21 protein-coding genes and 5 pseudogenes are annotated in these 22307 nt (G+C 71.7%); 12 read left to right on the forward strand and 14 right to left on the reverse strand.

All coding sequences use genetic code 11. The features are described 5' to 3' along the window. Nucleotide 1: 1 nt before the first annotated feature. Genes QP939_RS39850 through QP939_RS39860 form a run of 3 tightly spaced genes read left to right on the forward strand, consistent with a single transcriptional unit; the run spans nt 2 to nt 4016 of the window. Nucleotides 2-1597 carry an amidohydrolase gene (locus tag QP939_RS39850; RefSeq protein WP_285451709.1) on the forward strand — a complete coding sequence of 532 codons (1596 nt, stop codon included), beginning with the start codon at nt 2-4 and terminating at the stop codon, nt 1595-1597. 11 nt (nt 1598-1608) lie between these two features. Then, on the forward strand, nt 1609-3222 hold the full coding sequence (gene lnt, locus QP939_RS39855; protein WP_285451710.1) for an apolipoprotein N-acyltransferase: 1614 nt from the start codon (nt 1609-1611) through the stop codon (nt 3220-3222). A 26-nt stretch (nt 3223-3248) separates the two neighbouring features. Then, nucleotides 3249-4016: a polyprenol monophosphomannose synthase gene (locus tag QP939_RS39860; RefSeq protein ID WP_285451712.1), complete on the forward strand. Its 768-nt coding sequence runs from the start codon at nt 3249-3251 to the stop codon at nt 4014-4016. Here QP939_RS39860 and QP939_RS39865 read toward each other — a convergent pair. Then, complete coding sequence (locus QP939_RS39865) at nt 4003-4755, reverse strand: class I SAM-dependent methyltransferase (RefSeq protein WP_285451714.1); 753 nt, start codon at nt 4753-4755, stop codon at nt 4003-4005. The two genes, QP939_RS39860 and QP939_RS39865, sit on opposite strands and share 14 nt — an antisense overlap. A 35-nt stretch (nt 4756-4790) precedes the next feature. On the opposite strand from QP939_RS39865, the gene QP939_RS39870 reads away from it, so the two are divergent. Beyond that, nucleotides 4791-5528 carry a PIG-L deacetylase family protein gene (locus QP939_RS39870; protein WP_285451715.1) on the forward strand — a complete coding sequence of 246 codons (738 nt, stop codon included), beginning with the start codon at nt 4791-4793 and terminating at the stop codon, nt 5526-5528. Here QP939_RS39870 and QP939_RS39875 read toward each other — a convergent pair. Next, nucleotides 5518-6267 carry a DeoR/GlpR family DNA-binding transcription regulator gene (locus tag QP939_RS39875; RefSeq protein WP_285451716.1) on the reverse strand — a complete coding sequence of 250 codons (750 nt, stop codon included), beginning with the start codon at nt 6265-6267 and terminating at the stop codon, nt 5518-5520. The two genes, QP939_RS39870 and QP939_RS39875, sit on opposite strands and share 11 nt — an antisense overlap. A 48-nt stretch (nt 6268-6315) precedes the next feature. Between QP939_RS39875 and QP939_RS39880 the strand changes: the two genes are divergently transcribed. Further along, complete coding sequence (locus tag QP939_RS39880) at nt 6316-6930, forward strand: NUDIX domain-containing protein (RefSeq protein ID WP_285451717.1); 615 nt, start codon at nt 6316-6318, stop codon at nt 6928-6930. A gap of 330 nt (nt 6931-7260) precedes the next feature. Here the strand turns inward: QP939_RS39880 and QP939_RS39885 are convergent. From QP939_RS39885 to QP939_RS39895, 3 genes and pseudogenes are all read right to left on the reverse strand, one after another. After that, nucleotides 7261-7609, reverse strand: a pseudogene (locus QP939_RS39885) (RNA polymerase-binding protein RbpA). Between the two features lie 227 nt (nt 7610-7836). After that, a complete protein-coding gene (locus tag QP939_RS39890; RefSeq protein ID WP_285451719.1) occupies nt 7837-8601 on the reverse strand; it encodes a thymidine kinase in 765 nt (254 codons plus the stop codon). Nucleotides 8602-8622: 21 nt separating this feature from the next. Further along, complete coding sequence (locus tag QP939_RS39895) at nt 8623-10023, reverse strand: MFS transporter (RefSeq protein ID WP_285451720.1); 1401 nt, start codon at nt 10021-10023, stop codon at nt 8623-8625. 244 nt (nt 10024-10267) lie between these two features. Here QP939_RS39895 and QP939_RS39900 point away from each other — a divergent pair, with 244 nt between their 5' ends. Then, a complete protein-coding gene (locus QP939_RS39900) occupies nt 10268-10933 on the forward strand; it encodes a transglycosylase family protein (protein ID WP_285451721.1) in 666 nt (221 codons plus the stop codon). 57 nt (nt 10934-10990) lie between these two features. Here QP939_RS39900 and QP939_RS39905 read toward each other — a convergent pair whose 3' ends face one another. Next, nucleotides 10991-11782 carry a glycerophosphodiester phosphodiesterase family protein gene (locus QP939_RS39905; RefSeq protein ID WP_285451723.1) on the reverse strand — a complete coding sequence of 264 codons (792 nt, stop codon included), beginning with the start codon at nt 11780-11782 and terminating at the stop codon, nt 10991-10993. 66 nt (nt 11783-11848) lie between these two features. On the opposite strand from QP939_RS39905, the gene QP939_RS39910 reads away from it, so the two are divergent. After that, nucleotides 11849-12220: a hypothetical protein gene (locus QP939_RS39910; protein ID WP_285451724.1), complete on the forward strand. Its 372-nt coding sequence runs from the start codon at nt 11849-11851 to the stop codon at nt 12218-12220. Between the two features lie 87 nt (nt 12221-12307). Here QP939_RS39910 and QP939_RS39915 read toward each other — a convergent pair whose 3' ends face one another. The 6 genes and pseudogenes from QP939_RS39915 to QP939_RS39940 all read right to left on the reverse strand — a co-directional run bounded on the left by QP939_RS39915 (nt 12308) and on the right by QP939_RS39940 (nt 15602). After that, a complete protein-coding gene (locus tag QP939_RS39915; RefSeq protein WP_285451726.1) occupies nt 12308-13288 on the reverse strand; it encodes a tyrosine-type recombinase/integrase in 981 nt (326 codons plus the stop codon). Nucleotides 13289-13836: 548 nt separating this feature from the next. Further along, nucleotides 13837-14277 (reverse strand): SRPBCC family protein, encoded by a 441-nt coding sequence (locus tag QP939_RS39920; RefSeq protein ID WP_285451727.1) that lies wholly within the window; start codon nt 14275-14277, stop codon nt 13837-13839. Between the two features lie 3 nt (nt 14278-14280). Then, a complete protein-coding gene (locus tag QP939_RS39925; protein ID WP_285459954.1) occupies nt 14281-14613 on the reverse strand; it encodes an ArsR/SmtB family transcription factor in 333 nt (110 codons plus the stop codon). Further along, nucleotides 14610-14801, reverse strand: a pseudogene (locus QP939_RS39930) (SRPBCC domain-containing protein); the annotation flags it as partial. The gene QP939_RS39925 and the pseudogene QP939_RS39930, both read right to left, overlap by 4 nt. A 112-nt stretch (nt 14802-14913) precedes the next feature. Next, nucleotides 14914-15054: pseudogene (locus QP939_RS39935) on the reverse strand (SRPBCC family protein); the annotation flags it as partial. 32 nt (nt 15055-15086) lie between these two features. Next, a complete protein-coding gene (locus QP939_RS39940; protein ID WP_285451728.1) occupies nt 15087-15602 on the reverse strand; it encodes a GNAT family N-acetyltransferase in 516 nt (171 codons plus the stop codon). Nucleotides 15603-15644: 42 nt separating this feature from the next. Between QP939_RS39940 and QP939_RS39945 the strand changes: the two genes are divergently transcribed. Next, nucleotides 15645-16208 carry a helix-turn-helix domain-containing protein gene (locus QP939_RS39945; protein WP_285451729.1) on the forward strand — a complete coding sequence of 188 codons (564 nt, stop codon included), beginning with the start codon at nt 15645-15647 and terminating at the stop codon, nt 16206-16208. 190 nt (nt 16209-16398) lie between these two features. Then, nucleotides 16399-16809: pseudogene (locus tag QP939_RS39950) on the forward strand (DUF1345 domain-containing protein); the annotation flags it as partial. Here the strand turns inward: QP939_RS39950 and QP939_RS39955 are convergent. Continuing rightward, the gene (locus QP939_RS39955) at nt 16754-17857 is read right to left on the reverse strand and encodes an SDR family NAD(P)-dependent oxidoreductase (RefSeq protein WP_285451730.1); all 1104 of its coding nucleotides are present in this window, start codon (nt 17855-17857) and stop codon (nt 16754-16756) included. The pseudogene QP939_RS39950 and the gene QP939_RS39955 overlap by 56 nt on opposite strands. Nucleotides 17858-18208: 351 nt before the next feature. On the opposite strand from QP939_RS39955, the pseudogene QP939_RS39960 reads away from it, so the two are divergent. Together QP939_RS39960 and QP939_RS39965 are read left to right on the forward strand one after the other, a co-directional pair. After that, nucleotides 18209-18815, forward strand: a pseudogene (locus QP939_RS39960) (TetR/AcrR family transcriptional regulator). Beyond that, nucleotides 18799-20421, forward strand: coding sequence for an acyl-CoA dehydrogenase family protein (locus QP939_RS39965; RefSeq protein ID WP_285451731.1), 1623 nt, complete (start codon nt 18799-18801; stop codon nt 20419-20421). Before QP939_RS39960 ends, QP939_RS39965 begins: the two are co-directional and overlap by 17 nt. Here QP939_RS39965 and QP939_RS39970 read toward each other — a convergent pair. After that, nucleotides 20418-20951, reverse strand: coding sequence for a TetR/AcrR family transcriptional regulator (locus tag QP939_RS39970; RefSeq protein WP_285451733.1), 534 nt, complete (start codon nt 20949-20951; stop codon nt 20418-20420). The genes QP939_RS39965 and QP939_RS39970 overlap by 4 nt on opposite strands. A 77-nt stretch (nt 20952-21028) precedes the next feature. Between QP939_RS39970 and QP939_RS39975 the strand changes: the two genes are divergently transcribed. Continuing rightward, on the forward strand, nt 21029-22240 hold the full coding sequence (locus QP939_RS39975; protein ID WP_285451734.1) for an FAD-dependent monooxygenase: 1212 nt from the start codon (nt 21029-21031) through the stop codon (nt 22238-22240). The last annotated feature ends 67 nt before the right edge of the window (nt 22241-22307 follow it).

A 22307-nucleotide genomic window follows, 5' to 3' on the forward strand; every position in this document is an offset into this window, starting at 1 on the left:
CGTGACGGACGAACACACGACGCTCCTGCTCGGCGGGCGCATCTACACCCCCGCCGGCCCGGACGCCACGGCGATGGCGGTCACCGGCGGCACCGTGGTCTGGGTCGGCCAGGACGCCCCCGCCCGCGCCCTGCACCCCGGCGCCGAGATCGTCGACCTTCAAGGCGCCTTCGTCGCCCCCGCCTTCGTCGACGCGCACGTCCACGCCACCGCCACCGGCCTGCACCTGACCGGCCTCGACCTCACCGGCGTCCGCGGCGGCGCCGACCTGCTGGCCCGCGTGCGCGACGCCGTCGTCCCCGGCCAGGTCCTGCTCGCCCACGGCTGGGACGAGAGCACCTGGGCCGACCCGCGCCTGCCCAGCCGGGCCGAACTCGACGCCGCCGCCGGAGGCGCGCCGGTGTACCTCAGCCGCGTCGACGTCCACTCCGCGCTCGTCTCGACCGCGCTGGTCGAGCTGGCTCCGGCCGCCCGCGACGCCGACGGCTGGTCGCCCGACGGCCCGCTGACCCGCGCCGCCCACCACGCCGTCCGCGCGGCCGTGCGCGCCGCCGTCACCCCCGAGCAGCGCGAACGCGCCCAGCGGGCCTTCCTCGCCGAGGCCGCGCGCCAGGGCATCGCCAGCGTCCACGAATGCGCCGGCCCCGACATCTCCGGCCGCGACGACCTCGCCGCCCTGCTCGCCCTCGCCGGTCCCGGCACCCCGGAGGTCGTCGGCTACTGGGGCGAACTCGGCGCCGTCGACACCGCCCGTGAGCTGGGCGCCCGCGGCCTGGCCGGTGACCTGTTCGTCGACGGCGCGCTCGGCTCCCACACCGCGGCCCTCACCACGCCGTATGCCGACCACGACGGCTCCGGCACCCGCTACCTCGACGCCCAGCGCATCGGCGAACACCTGGCCGCGTGCACCGAAGCCGGGCTGCAGGCCGGGTTCCACGTCATCGGCGACGCCGCCGTCGCCGAAGTCGTCGAAGGTTTCCGCCTGGCCGAAAAGGAAGTCGGCCAGCGCGCGCTCGCGGCCCGCCACCACCGGCTGGAGCACCTGGAGATGGTCACCGCCGAACAGGCGAAGCAGCTGGCGGGCTGGGGCGCCGTCGCGTCGATGCAGCCCCTGTTCGACGCCCTGTGGGGTGGCCCGGAAGGCATGTACGCCGAGCGGCTCGGCCCCGACCGCGCGGCCGGGCTGAACCCGTTCTCGGCACTGGCCGCGGAAGGCGTCCTGCTCGCCTTCGGCTCCGACGCGCCGGTGACCCCGCTGGACCCGTGGGGCAGCGTCCGCGCCGCCGCCTACCACCGCACGCCGGGCGCGGGCCTGTCACCGCGGGCGGCGTTCACCGCCCACACCCGGGCCGGGCACCGCGCCGCCGGGGTCAACGACGGCGTCACCGGCAGCCTCACCCCAGGCGCGCCGGCGCACTACGCGATCTGGGACGCGACGGACCTCGTCGTCGCGACGCCGGACAGCCGCGTGCAGCGCTGGTCGACCGACCCGCGGGCCGGGGTGCCGCCGCTGCCGCGGCTCGAACCGGGCGCCGAACTGCCCCGGTGCCTGCGGACCGTGCGCGCGGGCGAGATCGTCCACGACGCCATCACCTAGAGTTGTCTTCCGTGGCAGTCACCGTGGCGGACCCCGAACCGGGCGCCCCGCACCAACCCGCCCGAACCCGGCGTTTCCCGCGCGCCTGGCTGCTCCGCCTGGCCACGGCCCTGGTGTCCGGCTTCGCCTACTACCTCAGCTTCGCGCCGCGCCCGCTGTGGTGGCTGGCGCCGCTGGCGTTCGCCGGGTTCGCCCTCGTGCTGCGCGGCCGCACCTTCCGCGGCGCGTTCGGCTACGGCTTCGCGTTCGGGTTCGTGTTCTTCCTGCCGCTGCTGACCTGGTTGCTGGACTTCCTCGGCCCCGACTTCGGCCCGTGGCCGTGGCTGGGCCTGTCCTTCGCGCTGGCGCTCTACTACGGCCTCGCCGGCGGACTCATCACGTGGGTCTCCCGGCTGCCCGCGGCGCCGCTGTGGGCCGCGCTGGTGTTCATCGCGCTCGAGACGCCCCGCGCGTGGTTCCCCTTCGGCGGCTTCCCCTGGGGCCGGGTGGCGTTCAGCCAGCCCGAAGGCGCGTTCCTGCCGCTGGCCTCGATCGGCGGCGCGCCGCTGGTCGGCCTCGCCGTCGTGTTCACCGGCTTCTGCCTGGCCGCGCTCGCCGCCCGCATGTGGGAGCGGCGCGAAGTCACCCGCCCGGTGGCGTTCGCCGCTCTCGGGACGGTGCTGCCCGTCATCGCCGGGCTGGCGCTGTGGCCGACGATCGGGACCGACGCGCAGGACGGCGAGCGCACGGTCGCGACCGTGCAGGGCAACGCCCCCGACATCGGGCTCGCGCTGCAAGGCGAGCGCGGGCTGCTGCGGCGCAACACGATCGCGGAGAGCGAGCGGCTGCTGGCCGACGTCCGCGCCGGGCGGGTCCCGAAACCGGACCTGCTGCTGTGGCCCGAAAGCGCCACCACCGTCACCGGCCCCGACCCGCAGGTCGACCAGCTCGTCGCGGACTTCGGCGTGCCCGCCCTGATCGGCGCGATCTACCAGCTGCCCGACGGGCACCTGCAGAACTCCGTCATCGACTGGGACCCGAGCACCGGGCCCGGCGCGCGCTACGCGAAGCAGCAGCTGGTGCCCTTCGGCGAGTACGTGCCCGCCCGCAAGGTCGCCGAGCTGGTGACGCCGTTCCTGGACGCCGAGACCGTCGACATGGTCCCCGGCGACGGCGCCAACCAGACGATGCCCGCGGCGGGCACGAAGGTCGGCGTGTTCGTCTGCTACGAGGCGGCGTTCGACTACCCGGCCCGCGACGCCGTCCGCGACGGCGCGGAGCTGCTGGTGGTCCCGACGAACAACGCGTGGTACGGCGAGAGCGAGATGAGCCTGCAGCAGCTGGCGATGTCGCGGCTGCGGGCGGTCGAGCACGGCCGGGCCGTCGTGGTGTCGGCGGTCTCCGGCGTCAGCGCGATCGTCGCGCCGGACGGGTCCGTGACCAGCTCAACGGGCCTTTTCACGGCGGACTCCCTGGTCGGGCGCGTGCCGCTGCGGACGCAGACTACGCTGTCGGATCGACTCGGTGCGTGGACGGAGTACGGGCTGCTGGCACTGGCGATCGCCGGGGTGGCCGGTGGGCTCGTACTCCGTTTTCGCACCCGGCGCGCGAGCGCCGGCACGGCAGCAGGGGAAGCGGCGGACTGACCGCCGCGGATATCGGAGGAGCACGGATGTCGCAGGCGCCGCGGGGGGCCCGGGGAATCGAGCCGGTGCTGGTGGTGATCCCGACCTACAACGAGCGGGAGAACCTCGGCCCGATCCTGGATCGCCTGCACAAGGTACTCCCGGACGTGCACGTGCTCGTGGTGGACGACGGCAGCCCGGACGGCACCGGTGAGCTGGCCGACGAGCGGGCGGCCGCGAACGACCACGTCCACGTCATGCACCGCACGGAGAAGGCGGGCCTCGGCGCCGCCTACATCGCCGGGTTCCGCTGGGGCCTGGCGCGCGAGTACAACACGATCGTCGAGATGGACGCCGACGGCTCGCACGCGCCGGAGGACCTGCCGCGCCTGCTGGACGCCGTCGGCGACGCCGACCTGGCGATCGGCTCGCGCTACGTGCCGGGCGGCAGCGTGGTGAACTGGCCGGTGAACCGCCAGGTGCTCTCGCGCGGGGCGAACCTCTACTCGCAGCTGGCGCTGGGGATGCGGGTCCGCGACATCACCGCCGGGTTCCGCGCCTACCGGCGTCCGGTGCTGGAGAAGCTGGCCCTGGACGAGGTCGTCTCGCACGGCTACTGCTTCCAGATCGACCTGACGATCCGCACGGCCGACGCCGGGTTCGAGATCGTCGAGGTCCCGATCACCTTCACCGAGCGCGAGATCGGCGAGTCGAAGATGAGCGGCTCGATCATCCAGGAGGCGTTCCTGCGGGTGGCCAAGTGGGGCCTCGAGCGCCGCTGGCAGCAGCTGCGGCGGCTGGTCAAGCGCGGCTGACCCGCGCGGTCACCAGCCACGTCCGGGAATCGAGCAGCACTCCCTCGGGGGTTTCGTGTGCGGCGAAGGCGTCGCGCAGGCGGGCCACCGACTGCTCGTCCCCGTGGTCGAGCAGCTGCTTGACGTCGAGCAGGCCGAGTGCGAACTCGCACGCCGTCGCGGCGTCGGGGCCGTAGCAGACGGGCTCGGCCACCTCGGTGAACACGACGTCGGTGAACCCGGCGCCCTCCAGCAGCGCGCGGGTGGCGTCCGGGTCGCCGAGGGAGAAGTGCGGCCCGGGCGGCGGCGGGGTGCTGCCGGGCGCCACGGCGTCGTGCAGCACGGAGTACCACTCGTTGCGGTCGCGTGTCTGCCACACCAGCAGCACCAGGCGGCCGCCGGGGCGCAGGGCGCGGGCGAGGTTGGCGAACGCGGCGGGCGGGTCGGGGAAGAACATCGCCCCGAACCGGGACAGCACGACGTCGAACGCCCCGGCCGGAAACGGGTGCGCCTGCGCGTCGGCGACTTCGAACGCCGCTCCGCCCAGCTCGCGGGCCTTGGCGATCGCCTGCTCGGACACGTCGACGCCGAGCGCGTTCGCGCCGGCTGCCGCGGCTTCCCGCGTCGACTCGCCGGTGCCGCAGCCGACGTCGAGGACGTCTTCGCCGGGCCGGACGGCGGCCGCGGCGCGGAAGCGGTCGTTCTGCCTGCGGACCTCCGCGTCGAAGATCGCCGCGAACCGGACCCGGTGCTCAGTCATGCCGTCTTCTCCCGTTCTCGGCCATCATGGGGCGGATGACGACCATCGTGGCCTTCCACGCCCACGCCGACGACCCCGCGCTGCTGTCGGGCGGCACACTGGCCCGCGCGGCGGCCGACGGGCACCGGGTGGTGGTCGTGGTGGCCACCGACGGCATGGGCGAGGAGTGCCCGACGCCGCGCCGGGCCGAGCTGGAAGCCGCGGCGGCCATCCTCGGCGTCCGGCGCGTGGTGCACCTCGGGTACGCCGAAAGCGGCCACGGGCCGGTGCTGTACCCCGACCCGCCGGGACGGCAGCGGTTCGTCCGCGCCGACACCGAGGAGGCCGCGCACCGGCTCGCCGCCGTGCTGCACGAAGAGCGCGCCGACCTGCTGCTCGGCTACGACCCCAACGGCGGCTACGGCCACCCCGACCACGTCAAGGTGCACGAGGTCGCCCGCCGCGCGGCCCGGCTGACCGGCACGCGGCTGCTGGAGGCGACGATGCCGCGTGACGTCGTCGTGCGCCTGGTCCGCCTGATCCGGGCGCTGCGGATCCCGTTCCGGTACGACGTGGCCGCGCTGAGCCGCGCCTACAGCCCGGCCTCAGCCATCACGCACCGGTTCTTGGTGCGGCGGTTCGCCGCGCGGAAGCAGGCGGCACTGGCCGCGCACGTGTCCGACGTCCGCGGCACGGGGCGGCTCGCGCCGGTGCTGCGGGTGCTGGTGTGGCTGCCGGTGCCGGTGTTCGCGCTGGTGCTGGGCCGCGAGTGGTACGTCGAAGTCAGGCCTTGAGGACCTTCACACCCGACTCTGCAAGTTTCTGCACGTTTGCGTCGTCGGCGTCGGTGATGACGCCCGCGACGTCGACGAAGGGCAGCACAGGGAAGCGCGAAGCCGCACCGAGCTTCTCGGCGCTGGCGAGGACGTAGGTGTCGGCCGCGCGCCGGGCGAGTGTCCGCTTCATCGCGGCTTCGTCGGCGTCGCCGGTGGTGAGCCCGGCCTCGGGGTGCACGCCGGTGACGCCGAGCAGGAAGACGTCGGCGCTGATGGCCTGGGCGGCCTCGGCGGCGGCCGCGCCGCAGGTGACCGCCGAGTGCCGGAAGAGCCGCCCGCCCAGCAGGAAGACCTCGACGCGCGCGTGCTCCAGCAGCGCGACGGCGACGGTGGGGCTGTGCGTGACGACGGTGGCCTCGAGGTCGCGGGGGAGCGCCTTGGCGACGGCGAGGGTGGTGGTGCCACCGTCGAGGATGACGGTCGAGCCGCGCCGGACGAGCCCGGCGGCGACGGCGGCCACCCGATCTTTGCCTTCGACGGCGATCGACGTCCGGCTCGCGTAGTCGGCGACGGCGGGGGAGACCGGCAGCGCCCCGCCGTAGACGCGCTGGCAGAGCCCGGCGGCGGCCAGATCCCGCAGGTCACGGCGGATGCTGTCCTCGGAGACGCCCAGTTCGGCCGCGACGTCTTTGGCCAGCACCTTGCCGTCGGCGGCCAGCCGGGCCAGCAGCAGGTCACGGCGTTCGCCCACCAGCATGCACGATCCTCCTTGTTTCTTCCGACTCATGCACATTATGGTCGAGGCATGAGTTCTCCCACAAGCGCCCCGGCCCGCAACCCGCGGGTGCGCGTCACGAAGGTCGAGCTGATCGCCAAGGCGTGGCACGTGCTGCGCCGCACGACGTTCGACTACCAGCACCGCGACGGCCGCTGGACGACGGAGCAGCGCGAAACGTACGACCGCGGCAACGGCGCGACGGTGCTGCTGTACGACCTCGAGGGCGGCACGGTCCTGCTGACCCGCCAGTTCCGCTACCCCGTGTACGTCAACGACCACCCGGACGGCATGTTCCTGGAGACGGCCGCGGGCCTGCTGGACGAGGACGACCCGGAGACGGCGATCCGCCGGGAGGCCGCGGAGGAGACGGGCGTCCGCATCGGGGAGCTGGAGCACGTGTTCGACGTGTACACGAGCCCGGGCTCGGTGACCGAGCGCCTGCACTGCTACGCGGCGCCGTACCGCCCGGCGGAGCGCGGCGAAGGCGGCGGGCTCGCCGAGGAGGGGGAGGACATCGAGGTGGTGGAGCTGCCGTTCGGCGAGGCGGTGAAGATGATCGACACGGGCGAGATCGCCGACGCGAAGACGATCATGCTCCTGCAGTGGGCGGCGCTGAACGGGCCATTCAGCCCGCGCGAGTAGCTCTCGAGGGTCCGCCATCGCCCCAGCGGACGGCGAGCCGAGCCCTGGCCGCCCGGCATTCGCGGGCGCGCCGAGCAGTCGCAGCGGCCCGGCGGTTCAGTGGTCGGCCGAGCCGCTGCAGCGCGCCCACGCGCGAGGCGCACTGGCTGAGCCCACCGGCCCATCCAGCCGCCGAGCCGCGCGTCTTGAATGAGTCATTCAAGACCTCCGGAGACCTGAATGACTCATTCAAGACACCACCCCAGGACGCGGAAGAGCCCCCGCGGGGGGAGGTCGCGGGGGCTCTTCGTTGTGGTGGGAGCGGTGGCTACGGGCCGAGCTCCTGGAGCGCTACGCGGACCGGGAGGTCCGGCGGCCCTTCAGCTCGGCGAGACGTTCGTTGAGCAGGTCCTCGAAGCTCGGGGATCGTGCGCCGCTCGAGCAGCATGTCCCAGTGGGTGCGCGGCGGCTTGACCTTCTTCTGCTCGGGCTGCCCGCCGTCGACGATCTCGGACTCGCTTCCGTGCAGGCGGCACTCCCAGACCGTCGGGATCTCGGCGTCGTCGGAGAACGGCACCTCGAACTCGTGGTTCTTCGGGCAGGCGTAGCGCACGGTGCGCCGTGGGGCGAGGTCGTGGTTGCGGTCGGTCTCGTAGCTGACCGCTCCCAGCCGGCTTCCACGAAGAACACGGTCGGCCATGATGGGGGTCCTTTCAGTCAGCTCCGGGGTGGAGCCAGGGTGATGCTCACCCTATGCAACGACTCGGGGGCCCCGGGGATTCCCGGGAAGCCATGTCGTTGCTCACGATGAGCTGCGTCACCCGCCGGGATCAGCTTCCTCTAGTAGGAGGCGTTTCGCGCTCCGGCGTGACGTCAATACGGCCTTCTTAGTGCTGATATCCCCCGGATGGGCTACTGGCGCCCAGCTCAGGTCAACCGTAACTGACCGTGATGAGCGGTAACCGGTCCCAAGTCACCCGCCCGAAAGTGGCGGCGGCACAATACCTGATAACGCACGGTAGCGGATTCGGCCTCAAAACGCGCTGAAGCTGAAGATTCAACTACGGATTGTTCGGTATCTGCCACCACGACGGTGTCGCCCTCGCGCACCACTTCGCCGTCGAGCACCCGCGCGTTGAACCGCCCGGGCAGCCCGCACCAGCACAACACCTCCACCTGAACCGGCTGCAACTCGTCCGCCAGTTCGAACAGACGAGCGGCACCTGGGAACAACCGGCTCCGGAAGTCCGTCGCGATCCCGAAGCAGTACACGTCGATCTCGACCTCGTCGGCCAGCTCCGCCAGCTGGTCGACCTGACCGGGGGAGAGGAACTGCGCCTCGTCCACCACCACGTAGTCCACGTGCTGCCCGCGCGCCCACTCCTGCCGCACCAGCTCCCGCACGTCGGTGTCCTCGCCGACCTCCACCGCCTGCCTGCTCAGCCCGATCCGGCTCGAGATCTGCGGCGCGCCCGACCGGTCGTGGCGCACCAGCACCAGGCCACGACGCCCCTGCCGCGCGTGGTTGTGGTCGATCTGCAGCGCCAGCGTCGACTTCCCGCAGTCCATCGGCCCGTAGCAGAACTTCAGCCTGCCCACCGGCGGCGTCCCGCGCCGCGACCCGGCCGCGGGAACCGACGAGAGGGCATCGGTGGGGTCGGGGCCGGTTGGACGGTCGTTCACCAAGGTCACGACGCCCGACCCTATCGGTGCCTACAGAACCTCCGGCGGGGTGTTGCCCGCCGCCACGATCGCCCGCCGCACCGGCACCAGCCACACCAGCACCAGCCCCGCCGCGAAGAAGATCACCAGCGCCACGATGGCCAGCCGGAACGACCCCGTCGCCTGCCCGACCGCCCCGAACAACAGCGGGCCCAGCCACGACGTCCCGCGCTCACCCACGACGTAGAGCGAGTAGTACTGCGCGTCCTTGCCCTTAGGGATCATCTGGCTGAACAACGACCGCGACAACGCGTTCGTCCCGCCCAGCACCAGCCCGATCCCCACCGCCACCGCGATGAACTGCAACATCTGCTTCGGCTGCACGAAGTACGCCCCGGCCAGCACCACCACCCACAGCACCAGGCTGCCCAGGATCGTCCGCTTCGCCCCGATCCGCCGCGCCACCAGCCCGTGCAGCGTCCCGCCCAGGTACGCCACGAACTGGATCACCAGGATCGTCACGATCAGCACGCTGTTGCCGAACCCCAGCTCGTCCTTCCCGTACTGCGCCGACACCGTCACCACCGTGTTGATCCCGTCGGTGAAGACCAGGTAGCTGCCCAGGAACGCCAGCGTCAACGGGAACGCCTTCGCCGACACCACCGTCTGCCGCAGCTCCGCGAACCCCGCCCGCAGCACCGACCGGCCCGGCGCGACGTCGACCGGCGTGTGCCGCCGGGGGAGCGCCCGCACCGCCGGGACGGTGAACGCCGCCCACCACAGCCCCGACGTCAGGAAGCAGATCTGCACCGCCAGGCCCTCGCTCACCCCGAAGGTGTCGTGCCCGAGGTAGAACCCCAGCTGCAGCGCCAGCGCCAGCCCGCCACCCAGGTACCCGAACGCCCAGCCCTTCGCCGAGATGGCGTCCCGCTCGTCCGGCCCGCCGATGTCGACCAGGAACGAGTAGTAGATCACCAGCGAACCGCCGTACCCGATGTTCGCCACGATGAACAGCACCACGCCCAGCTGCCAGTCCGAGCCCGCCAGGAAGAACATCGCCGCCGCCGCGGCCGCGCCCAGGAACGCGAACCCGCCCAGGATCCGCCGCTTGTTGTGGCTGCGGTCGGCCACCGCACCCGCGATCGGCAGCACCAGCACCTGCACCACCGTCGCCACCGACAGCAGGTACCCCCACACCGAACCGGCGGGGAAGTGCAGCCCGAACAACGACACGTCGCAGTGCTGCAGCGTGTCCGCCTTCCCGGCCGCGTCGACGCACGGACGGTCCCCGTTAAGGGTGATGTTCGTCTTCGCGTCCGCCGCCGCGATCGAGCTCATCGACAGGGCCCCGAACACCGTCGTCGTCGACGAATAGAACGGCGAATTCGCCCAGTCGTAGAAATACCAGCCCCAGCGCTCGCGCCTCGTCGAACGCGTCCCGGCCAGCGTCATCCACGGCTCCTCGGTGTCGAGAACTTCCAGGTCAGCGCGGAGACTACTGGTGCTTCGCAACACGAAGGACCGGGCCGCCCAAACCGTGTCCGCTTTGTCGCTTCGTGATCATTCGCCACTTCCGGGGAGATCACGGTCGACCCCCCACGGCGTGTCGCGAACCCGAGTGAACAGAGTTTCATGTGAGACTGAGGCGCGCAGTGTGTCTCTTGTGGTCAAAGGGACACACTCCTACTGTGCTCGCATGATCCACAACCGGAGACGCACGGTCGCCAGACTCCTGCTGCTCGCCATCACCGCGCTGGGTCTGCCGCTCACCGCCCCCGCCACGGCCTCCGCGGACCCCGCGTCGAGCGCCTGGGCCAAGCTCCGCATGTGCGAGTCCAGCGGCCGCTACGCCACCAACACCGGCAACGGCTACTACGGCGCCTACCAGTTCGACCTGCCCACCTGGCGCAGCGTCGGCGGACAAGGCCGCCCCGACCAGGCAGCCCCCGCCGAACAGGACTACCGCGCCCTCTACCTCTACCGCATGCGCGGCTGGCAACCCTGGCAATGCGCCGGCATGCTCAAGCTCGCCGGCGACGCCGACGCCCGCAGCAAGCGCGTCCCCACCTACGCCGAATCCGCCTACATCGGCGGGGGAGGACTGCCCGCCCCACCACCCGGCAGCGGCCCCAAACCCGCCTGGCCCGGCGTCGTCTACTCCTACGGCGACTGCGCCACCCCGCTCAAGGCGTTCCAGCTCCGCATGAACGCCTTCGGCTACGGCTTCACCGGCACCGGCTGCTACTACGACAAGACCCGCACCGCCGTCCTCGACCTCCAGCGCGCCAACGGCATCAAGGACAGCGGCCTCCTCGGCCCCAAAACCTGGGAAGCCGCCTGGACCGGCAAACCACCCCGCTGACCCCCTCGTGAGTGTTTAGGGCGGTTCTAACCGCCTGGTTCTAACCGCCCTAAACACTCACGACTCCTGCGACCGCTGCCACGCGCCCCGCTCGATCAGCACCTCGCGCAGCAGGTCCGGCCGGTCCGTCACGATCCCATGCACCCCCAGGTCCAGCAACATCCGCATCTCCGCCGGATCATCGATCGTCCACGTGTGCACCTCGATGCCCGACCGCCCGGCCATCGCCAGGAACGCCTTGTCCACCACCCGCAACGCCCCCTGCCGCACCGGCACCTGAGCCATCGCCCCCAGCACCAGCCGCCCCAGCGGCAGCAACGGCAGCTTCCCCCGCGCCCACAACGCGAACGCCGACCGCGGCCCCATCGCCGTCACCAGCTTCGGCCCCGCCAGCTTCCGCAACCGCACCAGCCGCGCGTCCGAAAACGCCGCCGCCGCCACCCGGTCGTGCGCCTTCATCCGCTCCAGCACCCGCACGAACGGCTCCACCGCCCGATCCGCCTTCACGTCCACGTTGAACCGCGCGTCCGGCAGCTCCTCCAGCAGGTCCTCCAGCCGCGACAACGGCACCTTCCCGGCGACCTTGACGCTCTTCAGCTCGTCCCACGTCTTCGTCGCGATCGGCCCCGAACCGTCCGTCGTCCGGTCCAGGTTCGGATCGTGGTGCACCACCACCACGCCATCCGCCGTCGCGTGCACGTCCGTCTCCAGGTACCGGTACCCCTCGGCACACGCCCGCCGGAACGCCGGCAGCGAATTCTCCAACCCCTCCAGCTCGTCCAGGTGCCACCCGCGGTGGGCGAACGCACGGGGGAGCGGATCGGCCAAGTACGGGAACGACGCGTGCATCCCTCAAGTGTGCACTTCCGGCATGACCCCGGCATGAGCGGACGATGGCCAGCTAGGGTCTCCCGGGTGAGGGAAGCCGCCGAACTGACCCAGCTCGAACCCGCCCCCGCCCGCCGCGGCGCCCCGAAGCACTGCGGCTGGTGCGGCCGCCGCCTGCCCGAAGCCGGCAACGTCGGCCGACGACGCCGCTACTGCGGCCAATCCTGCCGCCAGCGCGCCTACGAACGCCGCACCGCCCTGCAGCGAAGCGGATTGCCCGAAGACGCCGTCGTGCTCTCCGACACCGAAATCGCCGCCCTCCAAGACCGCCTGTTCCAGCTGCGCTGCGCGGCCGAAGACATCGTCACCGCCGTCGACGACGACGCCGACCCCCGCGAACTCCGCACACTGGCCGAAGAAATCGCCCGCGCCGCCAAAGACCTCGAACAGCTCCGCTGACCACCCGCACGGGGGAGCCCACCGACGTCGTGAGTGGCAATTAGGGTTAGAACCCCAAACGCCACTCACGACCGCGCGCGCACGGACTCAGCCCAAACCGTCCAACGCCCGGTACGTCCGGTTGCTCGCCGCTGCCGCACGCTGCTCCCGGCCCGTCGCCTCGATGTAGTTCTGGCTCGTCGCCAAGCTCGCGTGCCCCAGCAACGCCATGATCTCCGACGCCGTCGCCCCGTCCTCCGCCAACCGCGTCGCGAACGTGTGCCGCAACGCGTGCAGATTCGCCCCCGCCGGCACCCGGTCGTGCAACCCCGCACCCCGGTAACACGACTTCACCAGGTACTCCAGCGCACCCCGCCCGATCGGCTCACCCGAGCGGTCCAGCAGCAACGGCGAACCAGGGGAGAACCGCATCCCCGGGAACCGCGCCCGGCACGACTCCCGGTACCGCTCGATCAGCTCCGCCAGCACCGGCTGCACCGGGATCGACCGGTCCCGGCTGCCCTTGCCCCGCACGTGCAACCGCGGCTCACCCGCGCGCCCCACCAGCGACCGCGACGTCAGCGCCCGCATCTCCGCCGCCCGCAACCCCGCCACCAGTCCCAGCGCGATCACCAGCACGTCCCGCTCCGGCCACGGGTCCCGCGCACGCCGCGAACCCGCGGCCGCCGCCGAGAGCAGCTGCTCCGGGGTTTCCTCACCCCGCAACGGTTTCGGCGTCAACGCCGGCGTCCGCGGCCGCGCCACCGCACCCATCGGGTTCCCGGCCAGCAGCCCGTCGGCCACGCAGAACGTCAGGAACTGGTTCCACGTCGACCACGCCCGCAGCACCGAGCTCTTCGCGTGCCCGTCCGCGAACACCCCGAACGCCGACCGGAGCGCCGGACCGGTCAGATCGGCCACCTCCAGGTCTTCGGCGTCCCGGCCCAGCTCCGAAGCCAGGAGAGTGGTGATCCCGGCGAGGTCCCGGCGGTAGGCGTCGGTGGTGTGCGGGGAGTCCTTGCGGGGACGGCGGGCGGCGAAGAAGGCTTGCTGCGCCTCGGAAACCTTCATGTGGATCTTGTACCGCACGGCACCGACAGTTTCCGTGGCCGGGTTCGGACCTGACGTTTCATGCATAATTGCCATTATGCATGAAACGTCGGGATGGCCGGGAATCCGCTCCCGGGGGATCCGAGGTCTCGCCTGAGGCAGTTTCGGGGCCTCAGACGCCTCCTGTGCGCACACAACAGGGAATCGCACGCGTGTTCGACTGGCGGCAGGCGAGATCGTCGAGGGTCCGGGCTGGGACCAGGTGGCTCACGAGAGTCGACCTCGGCGCCCATCGAAGCTCTCTGCGACACCCGCGAACTCAACCTAGTTTCGTCACCGTGACGTTTTGAGGTCGAGTGGCAGGACGTTGGATCCGCAGCTCCAGGGGACATTCTCTCGGTCCTGCAGGCTCGGCCGGTAGCCAGCTCAAACCGTCGGAACGAGGACTCGCGTCTCAGGCCCGGCGCCAAACCCGAGGAGAAGCCGTTCTGACGAACTCGCTCGCGTCCCGGCCTTCTTCCGCCCCTCTCGGCACTTCGGCGCAGCTGGTCACCAAGTGCCGATAATGTACATTATGTCAAGTAACGTCAGTGCCAGTCGCTGATCTGCACGTCCCGCGGGCTCGGGGCTCCTTCCCCGGTCTCCACGAGCTGCTTGAGGCTCAGCAGGTAGCTCGCCCACTTCGTGCTGCAGTGGTGCATGAACTCGCCCGCCTCGCGCCAGCCTTCGTGCTTGAACAGGACGATCGTGTAGTCGTCGCGCTGTTCGAGGTCCCAGCGGATCGTCGTGCCGAGCCACTCCGGTGGGCCGTCGACCACTTCCCAGTGGACGAGCTTGCCCGGGACGGTCTCGAGGACCTTCATGTCGAAGCCACCCGGGATGAAGCGGAAGGCGATGACGCCGCCGGGTTCGGTGTCCCCCACGGTTTTCTCGGTCCACCAGCCCGACAGGCCGTCGAGGGTGGTGAGTGCTTCGTAGACCTTCTCGGGTGTGGCGTCGTGGATGCCGATGCGGTGCAGGATGTCCATGGTTCAGCGGTTCCTTTCGATGGTTTCGGCGATGCGCTTGATGCGGCGGAGCCGGGCGTCCCAGGTGTTGCCGACTTCGGCGAGCTGGGCGACGGCGCGGGCGAGCTGGGTTTCGTCGACGCGGTACTGCTTTTCGCGGCCCGCGGCGGCGGCGTGCACGAGGCCGGCGCGGTCGAGGACGGCGAGGTGCTTGGCCACGGCCTGGCGGGTGACGGGCAGGTGTTCGCTCAGGCTGGTGGCGGTCGCGGTGCCGTCGGCGAGCAGGAGGTCGAGCAGGCGGCGGCGGGTGGGGTCGCCGATGGCCGACCAGAGGTCGTCGTCCACGGCGGTGCTCATGCCTTGCTGCCGACTTTGGTCGCGTAGCCGGGCAGGCGCGGCAGGAAGTGGTCCCAGCCGCTGACGTGGTCGGCGTACTCGGCGGCGATCTTGGCTTCGTCCCAGCCGCGTTCGCGGAAGCCGGTTTCGGTCATCCGGAGGCGGGTGCCGGTGGCGGTGGGTTCGAGTTCGAAGACGACGAGGAACGAGTTGCCGGGTGCGGCGGTCTCCCCCGCTTCGTGGGTCCAGCGGAAGGAGAAGTGTTTCGGGGACGGCGTCGACGACGGTGAACTGGACCCAGTGGCCGCCGAAGCCGATGCGGCCGGCTCCCCCGGGTTCGACGGGGTATTCGGCCTCGTCGGGCCACCATTCGCGGAGGTGCTGGGGGCTGCTGACGACGTCGAAGACGACGTCGGGGGTGGCGTCGATGTGGATTTCGCGTTCGATGGTGCCGTGTTCCATGCCGGGCTCCTTGTGCAACGTTTGGTTGCGTGTCACGTTAGCGGCTCCGGCGGGCGAGTGCAACCATCGGTTGCGTGAAGGTCCTTCTGGACCCAGGCGACGTCGTGCCAGGCACCGAGTTTCCAGCCGACGCGTCGGTAGACGCCCGCCGGTTCGAAGCCGAGCGCGCGGTGGAGGCCGGCGCTGGCGTCGTTGGGCAGGGTCATGCCCGCGAAGGCGCGGTGGAACCCGCGTTCGCGCAGCCGCTCGAACAACGTCTCGTAGAGCGCGCGCCCGGCACCGGTGCGCCGACGGCCGCGTTCGAGGTAGATGCTGGTCTCGCAGGACCACTGGTAGGCGGCGCGCGGGGCGAACGGGGTGGCGTAGGCGTATCCGGCGATGTGCCCGTCTTCGTCGAGGACGTACCAGGCGTGGGCGTGGGTGATGCGGCGGGCCATTTCTTCGGGGCCGGGTGGCTCGGTTTCGAAGGAGATGGCGGTGTCGGTGACGTAGGGGGCGTAAAGGGCGGCGCAGGCGGCGGCGTCCCGGGTGGTGGCGGCTCGAATCATGGCTCAGATGGTAGCCAGACTGAGTCGTATAGTATCCCGGTTATGACTGATCCCCTGACTGCCCGCCTGGCCGCCACCGTGCACGCGGCCCGGACGTCGCGCGGCCTGTCCGCGGTAGCGCTGGCCGAACAGTCCGGGGTTTCGCGGGCGATGATCGGCAAGATCGAGCGGGGTGACGTGCAGCCGACGGCTGCGTTGCTGGCGAGGCTGTCGGCCGCGCTGGGCATGACGTTGTCGGAGCTGATCGCGCGGGCCGAGGGTGACGAGCGGCGGCTGGTGCGCGCGGCGGAGCAGCCGGTGTGGGTGGACCCGGAGACGGGCTACCGGCGGCGGGCGGTCTCCCCCGCCGGCGGGCGTCCGCTGGAGCTGGTGGAGGTCGAGTTGCCGCCGGGCGCGGAGGTTCCGCTGGCGGCGGGCACGTACACGTTCCTGCACCAGCAGATCTGGGTGCTGGACGGGCAGTTGCGGTTCCACGAGGGCACCGAGGTGCACGAGCTGGCCGCCGGGGACTGCCTGCAGCTGGGTCCGGCGGCGGACTGCGTGTTCGTGAACCCGGGTCCGCTCCCCTGCCGGTACCTGGTGGCACTGGTGAAGCGGGCCACCTGAGCGGGTGATCCGGGGTGCCGTGGCGGGCGGGGGCGGTTAGCTTCGCGCGGTGCGTCGTCTGCGGAGGTTCTGGTACCAGTGCGCGGATTTCCTGCTGGTGCTGCTGGGGTTGGGGTGGCTGCTCGCGCCGGACACGGGGCTGGATGTGGTGTTCCTGCTGGCGTGGGACCTGCTGGCGGTGGCGGTGATCGTGACGCGGTGGCTGCGGATCCGCCGGTACCGGCTGGTGGCCGACGGCGAGCCGGAGTGGCTGCACAGCCTGCTGGGGCGGCGGTCGAGCTTCGCGGCGACGTTGCTGGTGAGCGTGGTGGGGATGTCGGCGGGCTGGTTGATCCTGGTGGCGAACGCGATCGCCGAGGAGGACGACGAGTACGCGCTGGTGCTGCAGATCAGTGCGGTGCCGGCGGTGCTGGCGGCGTGGATCCTGCTGCACTTCGGGTACGCGGACCGGTACGCGCACCTGCACTACCGGGCCGCTCCGGGGCCGGGGTTGCGGTTCCCGGCGACGGAGCGGCCCAACCTGCTGGATTTCGCGTACTTCGCGTTCACGGTGGGGACGTCGTTCGCGACGTCCGATGTGGAGGTGCGGGCGCGGCCGGTGCGGTACACGGTGCTGACGCACAGCGTGGTGTCGTTCGTCTACAACACGGCGATCCTGGGGATCGCGGTGGGCGTGATCGCCGGGAAGTAGCGTCGACGCCGGTGAGTTCGGCCGAGAGCGTCCACAGGCGCGCGGCCTGTTCCGGGTCGATGGCGTAGTCGCGGACGCCGACGCGGAGCCCGACGTCGGTGACGCCGTCGCCGTCGGGGGCGGGTTCGGCGATGTCGCAGTCTTCGAGGTAGACCCCGCCCATGCCGTCGAGCTGGGGTGAGGTGGCGGCCCAGACCTGGGTGGCGGCCCCGGCTTCCGGGGTCTTGAAGTAGCCGCTGGGGGTGCCGTTTTCGTCGATCCAGCCTTGGGCGAGGCGTTCCTCGTGCGGGATGTGGCGGGCGAGGTTGGTGAGGATCGAGCCGGGGTGCAGGGCGAAGGCGCGCACGCCGCGGTCGCGGCCGAGCCGGTCGAGGTGGACGGCGAACAGGACGTTGGCGGTCTTGGCCTGACCGTAGGCGAGCCACTTGTCGTAGCCGGTCTCGAAGTGGGGGTCGGCCCAGCGGATCGGTGAGAAGTGGTGCCCGCGCGAGGAGACGGAGACGACGCGGGCGCCGTCGGCGATGGCGGGCCAGAGGTGGTTGACGAGGGCGAAGTGGCCGAGGTGGTTGGTGGCGAACTGGGCTTCCCAGCCGTGGCCGACGCGGGTTTCGGGGGCGGCCATGATGCCGGCGCTGGTGATGACGATGTCGAGGCGGCGGCCGGTGGCGAGGAAGCGGTCGGCGAAGGCGCGGACGCTGCCGAGGTCGCCGAGGTCGAGTTCGTCGATCTCGACGTCGGCGATGCCGTCGAGGGCGGCCTCGGCGGTGGCGCGGCGTCGGGCGGGGACGATCACGTGCGCGCCGGCTCGGGTGAGGGCGTGGGTGGTTTCGAGGCCGAGGCCGGAGTAGCCGCCGGTGACGAGGGCGAGCTTGCCGGTGAGGTCGATGCCGTGGAGTACTTCGGCGGCGGTGCTGGTGGCGCCGAAGCCGGAGCCGATCTTGTGCTGCGGGGTGGTCATGGTTTCGACGGTAGGAGCTGGAGTGCGCTCCAGCGCAAGGGCTCGGGTGCGGAGGTTGAGGGCCGCGACCGAGGAGTCGAGCGACGTCGGCCAGGACGCGCAGGGCTTCCCGCGGGTCGTCGGGGGTCTCGGCGGTGCGGGCGGTGAGGCGATCCAGGTTGTCGTGCACGGCCGCTTCCAGCAGGGCGGCTGTCGAGGGGAAGTGCTTGTAGAGGGCGCCGCTGCCGGTCCGCGACCACCCCCCTGCGCTGGCTGGCCGAGCCCGTGCTGCGGCGCAAGCTGCCCGCCGACATCGAGGCGCGGGGCGCGACGCGGTTGCTGAAGCAATGAATCAGTGCTTCACTTCTTGACGTGCCCTACCGCCGCACCCCGAAGGTGCAGGAACGCCTCGACGCCCAGCGCGAGACGATCATCGCCGCCGCGACGCGGCAGCTGGCCGAACACGGCTACAGCGGCTGTTCCGTCGCCGCGGTGGCCGAGCGTGCCGGGGTGGCCGTCGGCAGCGTGTACAAGCACTTCCCCACCAAGGCCGACCTGGTCGTGCACGTGTTCCGGCAGGTCGTCACGCGGGAGGTGGCGGCGGTCCGGGAGGCGTCCGCGGCCCCCGGTGAGCCCGCCGAGCGGGTCCTGGCCGTGTTCGAGACCTTCGCCCAGCGCGCGCTGAAGGCACCCCGGCAGGCGTACGCGCTGCTGGCCGAGCCGGTCGACGCGCTGATCGACGCCGAACGGCTCGAGTTCCGGCGCGCGTTCACTGAGGTCGTCGCCGAGCACGTCACCGCCGGGGTGCGGCAGGGTGCCTTGCCGCCGCAGGACGGCAAGCTGACCGCCGCCGCGCTCGTCGGTGCCGCCGCCGAAGTCCTGATCGGTCCCTTGACCAGCGGAAACGCCGGTGATGTCGCCGAGCTGCCGCACGTTCGTCGTCCGCGCTCTAGGAGGTTCCGATGCCCGCCACGCATGAGGTCACCAACCAGGTCCCGCCGCTCGTGGGTCACGACGTCGGGGCGGACCCGGCGCTGCTGGAGGGTCTGGAGCGGGCCGGGGCCGGGTGGGCCGCGGACGAGGTGCACGAGCTGGGCCGGCTCGCCGGCGGCGAACAGGCCCAGGAGTGGGGGCGGCTGGTCAACGAGAACGAGCCGGTGCTGCGCACCCACGACCGTTACGGCCACCGCATCGACGAGGTCGAGTTCCACCCGCACTGGCACGAGCTGATGACGGTCGCGGTCTCGCACGGCCTGCACGGCACGCCGTGGCGGGACTCCCGCGCCGGGGCGCACGCGGCGCGAGCGGCGAAGTTCTACGTGTGGGGCCAGGTCGAGGCCGGGCACAGCTGCCCGATCTCCATGACCTACGCGGCGATCCCGGCCCTGCGCGCCAACCCCGAGCTGGCGGCGCGGTACGAACCGCTGCTGGCGGCGACCGAGTACGACTTCGGGCTGCGCGAGCCGACCACCAAGCGCGGCCTGATCGCGGGCATGTCGATGACCGAGAAGCAGGGCGGCTCCGACGTCCGCGCCAACACCACGACCGCGACCCCGAGCGCCGACGGCAGCTACACCCTCGTCGGGCACAAGTGGTTCACCTCGGCGCCGATGTCGGACATGTTCCTGACCCTGGCCCAGGCGCCCGGCGGGCTGTCGTGCTTCCTGCTCCCCCGCGTCCTGCCCGACGGCTCGCGCAACCCGATCCGGCTGCAGCGGCTGAAGGACAAGCTGGGCAACCGGTCCAACGCGTCGTCGGAGATCGAGTACGACAACGCCGTCGGCTGGCTGGTCGGCGAGGAGGGCCGCGGGGTCCGCACGATCATCGAGATGGTCAACAACACCCGGCTGGACTGCACGCTCGGCAGCGCGTCGGGCATGCGGCTGGGCGCGGTGCGGGCGATCCACCACGCGACCCACCGGCGGGCGTTCGGCAAGGCGCTGGTCGACCAGCCGCTGATGGCCAACGTCCTGGCCGACCTGGTGCTCGAGTCCGAGGCGGCGACGACAGTCGCGATGCGGCTGGCGGCGGCGGAAGACCGGCCGGGCGACGCGCAGGAGCAGGCGTTCCGGCGGCTCGGGCTGGCGGTGTCGAAGTACTGGGTGTGCAAGCGGGCCCCGATGCACGCGGCCGAAGCGCTCGAATGCTTCGGCGGCAACGGGTACGTCGAAGAATCCGGCATGCCGCGGCTCTACCGCGAGGCGCCGCTGTCGTCGATCTGGGAAGGCTCGGGCAACGTCGCCGCGCTGGACGCGTTGCGCGCCATGGGCAAGCAGCCGGAGTCGGTGGCGGCGTTCTTCGCCGAGGTCGAACAGGCCGCCGGCGGGGACGCGCGGCTGGACGACGCCGTCGACCGCGTCCGCAAGGAGCTGACCGACCTCGACGGCATCGAGTACCGGGCGCGGCGGCTGGTCGAAGCGATGGCGCTGGTGCTGCAGGGCTCGCTGCTGGTGCGCCACGGCGACCCGGCGGTCGCGGACGCGTTCTGCGCGTCCCGCTTCGGCGGCGACTGGGGCATCGCGTTCGGCACCCTGCCCGCCGGGGTCGACACCGCGGCGATCATCGCGCGCGCGGCCGTGCGCTAGCGGCCCAGCGCGTCGAGGGCCCCGGCGACGGCGGCGGCTTTCAGCTCGTCGACCGGGGCGTCGGGGAACTGCATGCAGACGTCCTGCAGGCCGCCGAGCGCCAGGATCGCGCGGGCCTGCGCCTCGAGGCCCGGGTCGGGCCCGCAGATGAGCCGGGTGAGCCGGGTCCGCCAGCCCAATGCCTTGTCGATGAGGCCGAGGTCGGCCAGCGTCGGCATCTCCGCGAGCAGCATGATGACGTCCGCGCGGTGGCGGTAGTTGAAGTCGAAGAACCCTTCGATCAGCTCCCGCACCGGCGCGTCGCCGCGGGCCTCCTGCTCGAGGAGGAACCGCTCGCCGTCGTCGAGCATCGGGGCGACGATGCTGCGCACCAGCTCGTCGCGCGACGGGAAGTGGTAGTAGAGCGCGGGCTTGGTGATGCCCAGCCGGTCGGCGATGTCCTGCAGGCTGGTGCGCTGCACGCCATGGGTGGTGAACAGGTCGCGGGCGACGTCGAGGATGCGCTGCTTGGTGTCGGAGGGTTTCGGCACCGCCCCAGCATAACTGACTTAACGATAGGTAAGCACCTGTGGTACAACTTACCTACCGTTAAGTCAGGGAGGTTGTCATGCGGATACTCGTCTCCGGCGCCAGCATCGCGGGCCCGGTGCTGGCCTACTGGCTGGCCCGGCACGGCTTCGACGTCACCGTCGTCGAGCGCGCCCCGGCGCTGCGCAAGACCGGCGGCCACGCGGTCGACCTGTTCCGGCCCGCCATGGACATCACGGAGAAGATGGGCGTCCTGCCGCGGGTGGAAGCGCTCAAGACCGGCACGACCCGGATGACGCTGCACCGCGAAGGCGCCCGGCGGCCCGCACGGGTGGACCTGGCGAAGATCTACCAGGCCACCTCCGACCGGCACGTCGAGATCATGCGCGACGACCTCAGCGAGATCTACTACGACGCCGGCCGCGACGACGTCGAATACCTCTTCGGCGACTCGATCACGGCCATCTCCCCCGACGGCGACGTCACCTTCGAACACGCCGCACCCCGCCGCTTCGACGTCGTCGTCGGCGCCGACGGGCTGCACTCGAACGTGCGGCGCCTGGTCTTCGGCGAGGAAGCCGGGTTCACCACGTTCATCGGCGCCTACCTCGCGGTCCTGTCCCTGCCGGACACCCTCGGCCTCGACGGCGAGACGGTCATGCACCTCGGCGCCGGCCGCTGCGCGGGGATCTACAGCGCCCGCCACCTCGACGAGGCACGCGCGGTGTTCCTGTTCCGCCGCACCGAGGAGCTCCACTACCACCACCGCAACACCGAGCGGCAGAAGGAGCTGCTGCGCGAGGCGTTCGCCGGGATGCACCCCCAGGTCGACGGCTGGCTCGCCGAGCTGGACGGCCCGGGCCCGTTCTACTTCGACTCGATCACCCAGCTGCGGCTGGACACCTGGTCCCGCGGCCGCGTCACCCTGGTCGGCGACGCGGGCTACTGCCCCGGCCCGGCCGTCGGCGGCAGCACGAGCCTCGCGGTGCTGGGCGCGTACGTCCTGGCGGGCGAGCTGGCCGACGCTCGCGGCGACTACGAGCGGGCTTTCGCCGCCTACGAACGCGAAATGGCCGACCTGGTCGCCAAGAGCCGGGCGTTCGCCGTCGGTGCCGCCCGGAGTCTCATTCCCGGCTCGCGGTTCGGGGCGTGGGCGCTGGCTCGCGGTGGGCAGCTGGTCTCGGCGTTGCCCGCCCGGATGACGACGGCTCTCGCCAAGCTCAACACCGGCGGCGTCCGCATGCACGACTCCATGCGAGTCAAGGACTACGCGGCCACGCCGGTCGGCTAGCCGCCCTCGCGAGGGAAACCGGGCGGGCGCGCGGGAGGGAGCCCGCGCGCCCGCACCCCCAGCGGGC

Source organism: Amycolatopsis nalaikhensis, assembly GCF_030264295.1.
GTDB classification, from domain to species: domain Bacteria; phylum Actinomycetota; class Actinomycetes; order Mycobacteriales; family Pseudonocardiaceae; genus Amycolatopsis; species Amycolatopsis nalaikhensis.

Coding starts and splice junctions, on each gene's coding strand:
- QP939_RS39870 (WP_285451715.1), top strand. CDS start 4,791: ATGACGACCATCGTGGCCTTCCACGCCCACGCCGACGACCCCGCGCTG.
- QP939_RS39955 (WP_285451730.1), bottom strand. CDS start 17,857: ATGACCACCCCGCAGCACAAGATCGGCTCCGGCTTCGGCGCCACCAGC.
- QP939_RS39925 (WP_285459954.1), bottom strand. CDS start 14,613: ATGAGCACCGCCGTGGACGACGACCTCTGGTCGGCCATCGGCGACCCC.
- QP939_RS39865 (WP_285451714.1), bottom strand. CDS start 4,755: ATGACTGAGCACCGGGTCCGGTTCGCGGCGATCTTCGACGCGGAGGTC.
- QP939_RS39965 (WP_285451731.1), top strand. CDS start 18,799: ATGCCCGCCACGCATGAGGTCACCAACCAGGTCCCGCCGCTCGTGGGT.
- QP939_RS39940 (WP_285451728.1), bottom strand. CDS start 15,602: ATGATTCGAGCCGCCACCACCCGGGACGCCGCCGCCTGCGCCGCCCTT.
- QP939_RS39900 (WP_285451721.1), top strand. CDS start 10,268: ATGATCCACAACCGGAGACGCACGGTCGCCAGACTCCTGCTGCTCGCC.
- QP939_RS39945 (WP_285451729.1), top strand. CDS start 15,645: ATGACTGATCCCCTGACTGCCCGCCTGGCCGCCACCGTGCACGCGGCC.
- QP939_RS39860 (WP_285451712.1), top strand. CDS start 3,249: ATGTCGCAGGCGCCGCGGGGGGCCCGGGGAATCGAGCCGGTGCTGGTG.
- QP939_RS39895 (WP_285451720.1), bottom strand. CDS start 10,023: ATGACGCTGGCCGGGACGCGTTCGACGAGGCGCGAGCGCTGGGGCTGG.
- QP939_RS39875 (WP_285451716.1), bottom strand. CDS start 6,267: ATGCTGGTGGGCGAACGCCGTGACCTGCTGCTGGCCCGGCTGGCCGCC.
- QP939_RS39880 (WP_285451717.1), top strand. CDS start 6,316: ATGAGTTCTCCCACAAGCGCCCCGGCCCGCAACCCGCGGGTGCGCGTC.
- QP939_RS39920 (WP_285451727.1), bottom strand. CDS start 14,277: ATGGACATCCTGCACCGCATCGGCATCCACGACGCCACACCCGAGAAG.
- QP939_RS39975 (WP_285451734.1), top strand. CDS start 21,029: ATGCGGATACTCGTCTCCGGCGCCAGCATCGCGGGCCCGGTGCTGGCC.
- QP939_RS39905 (WP_285451723.1), bottom strand. CDS start 11,782: ATGCACGCGTCGTTCCCGTACTTGGCCGATCCGCTCCCCCGTGCGTTC.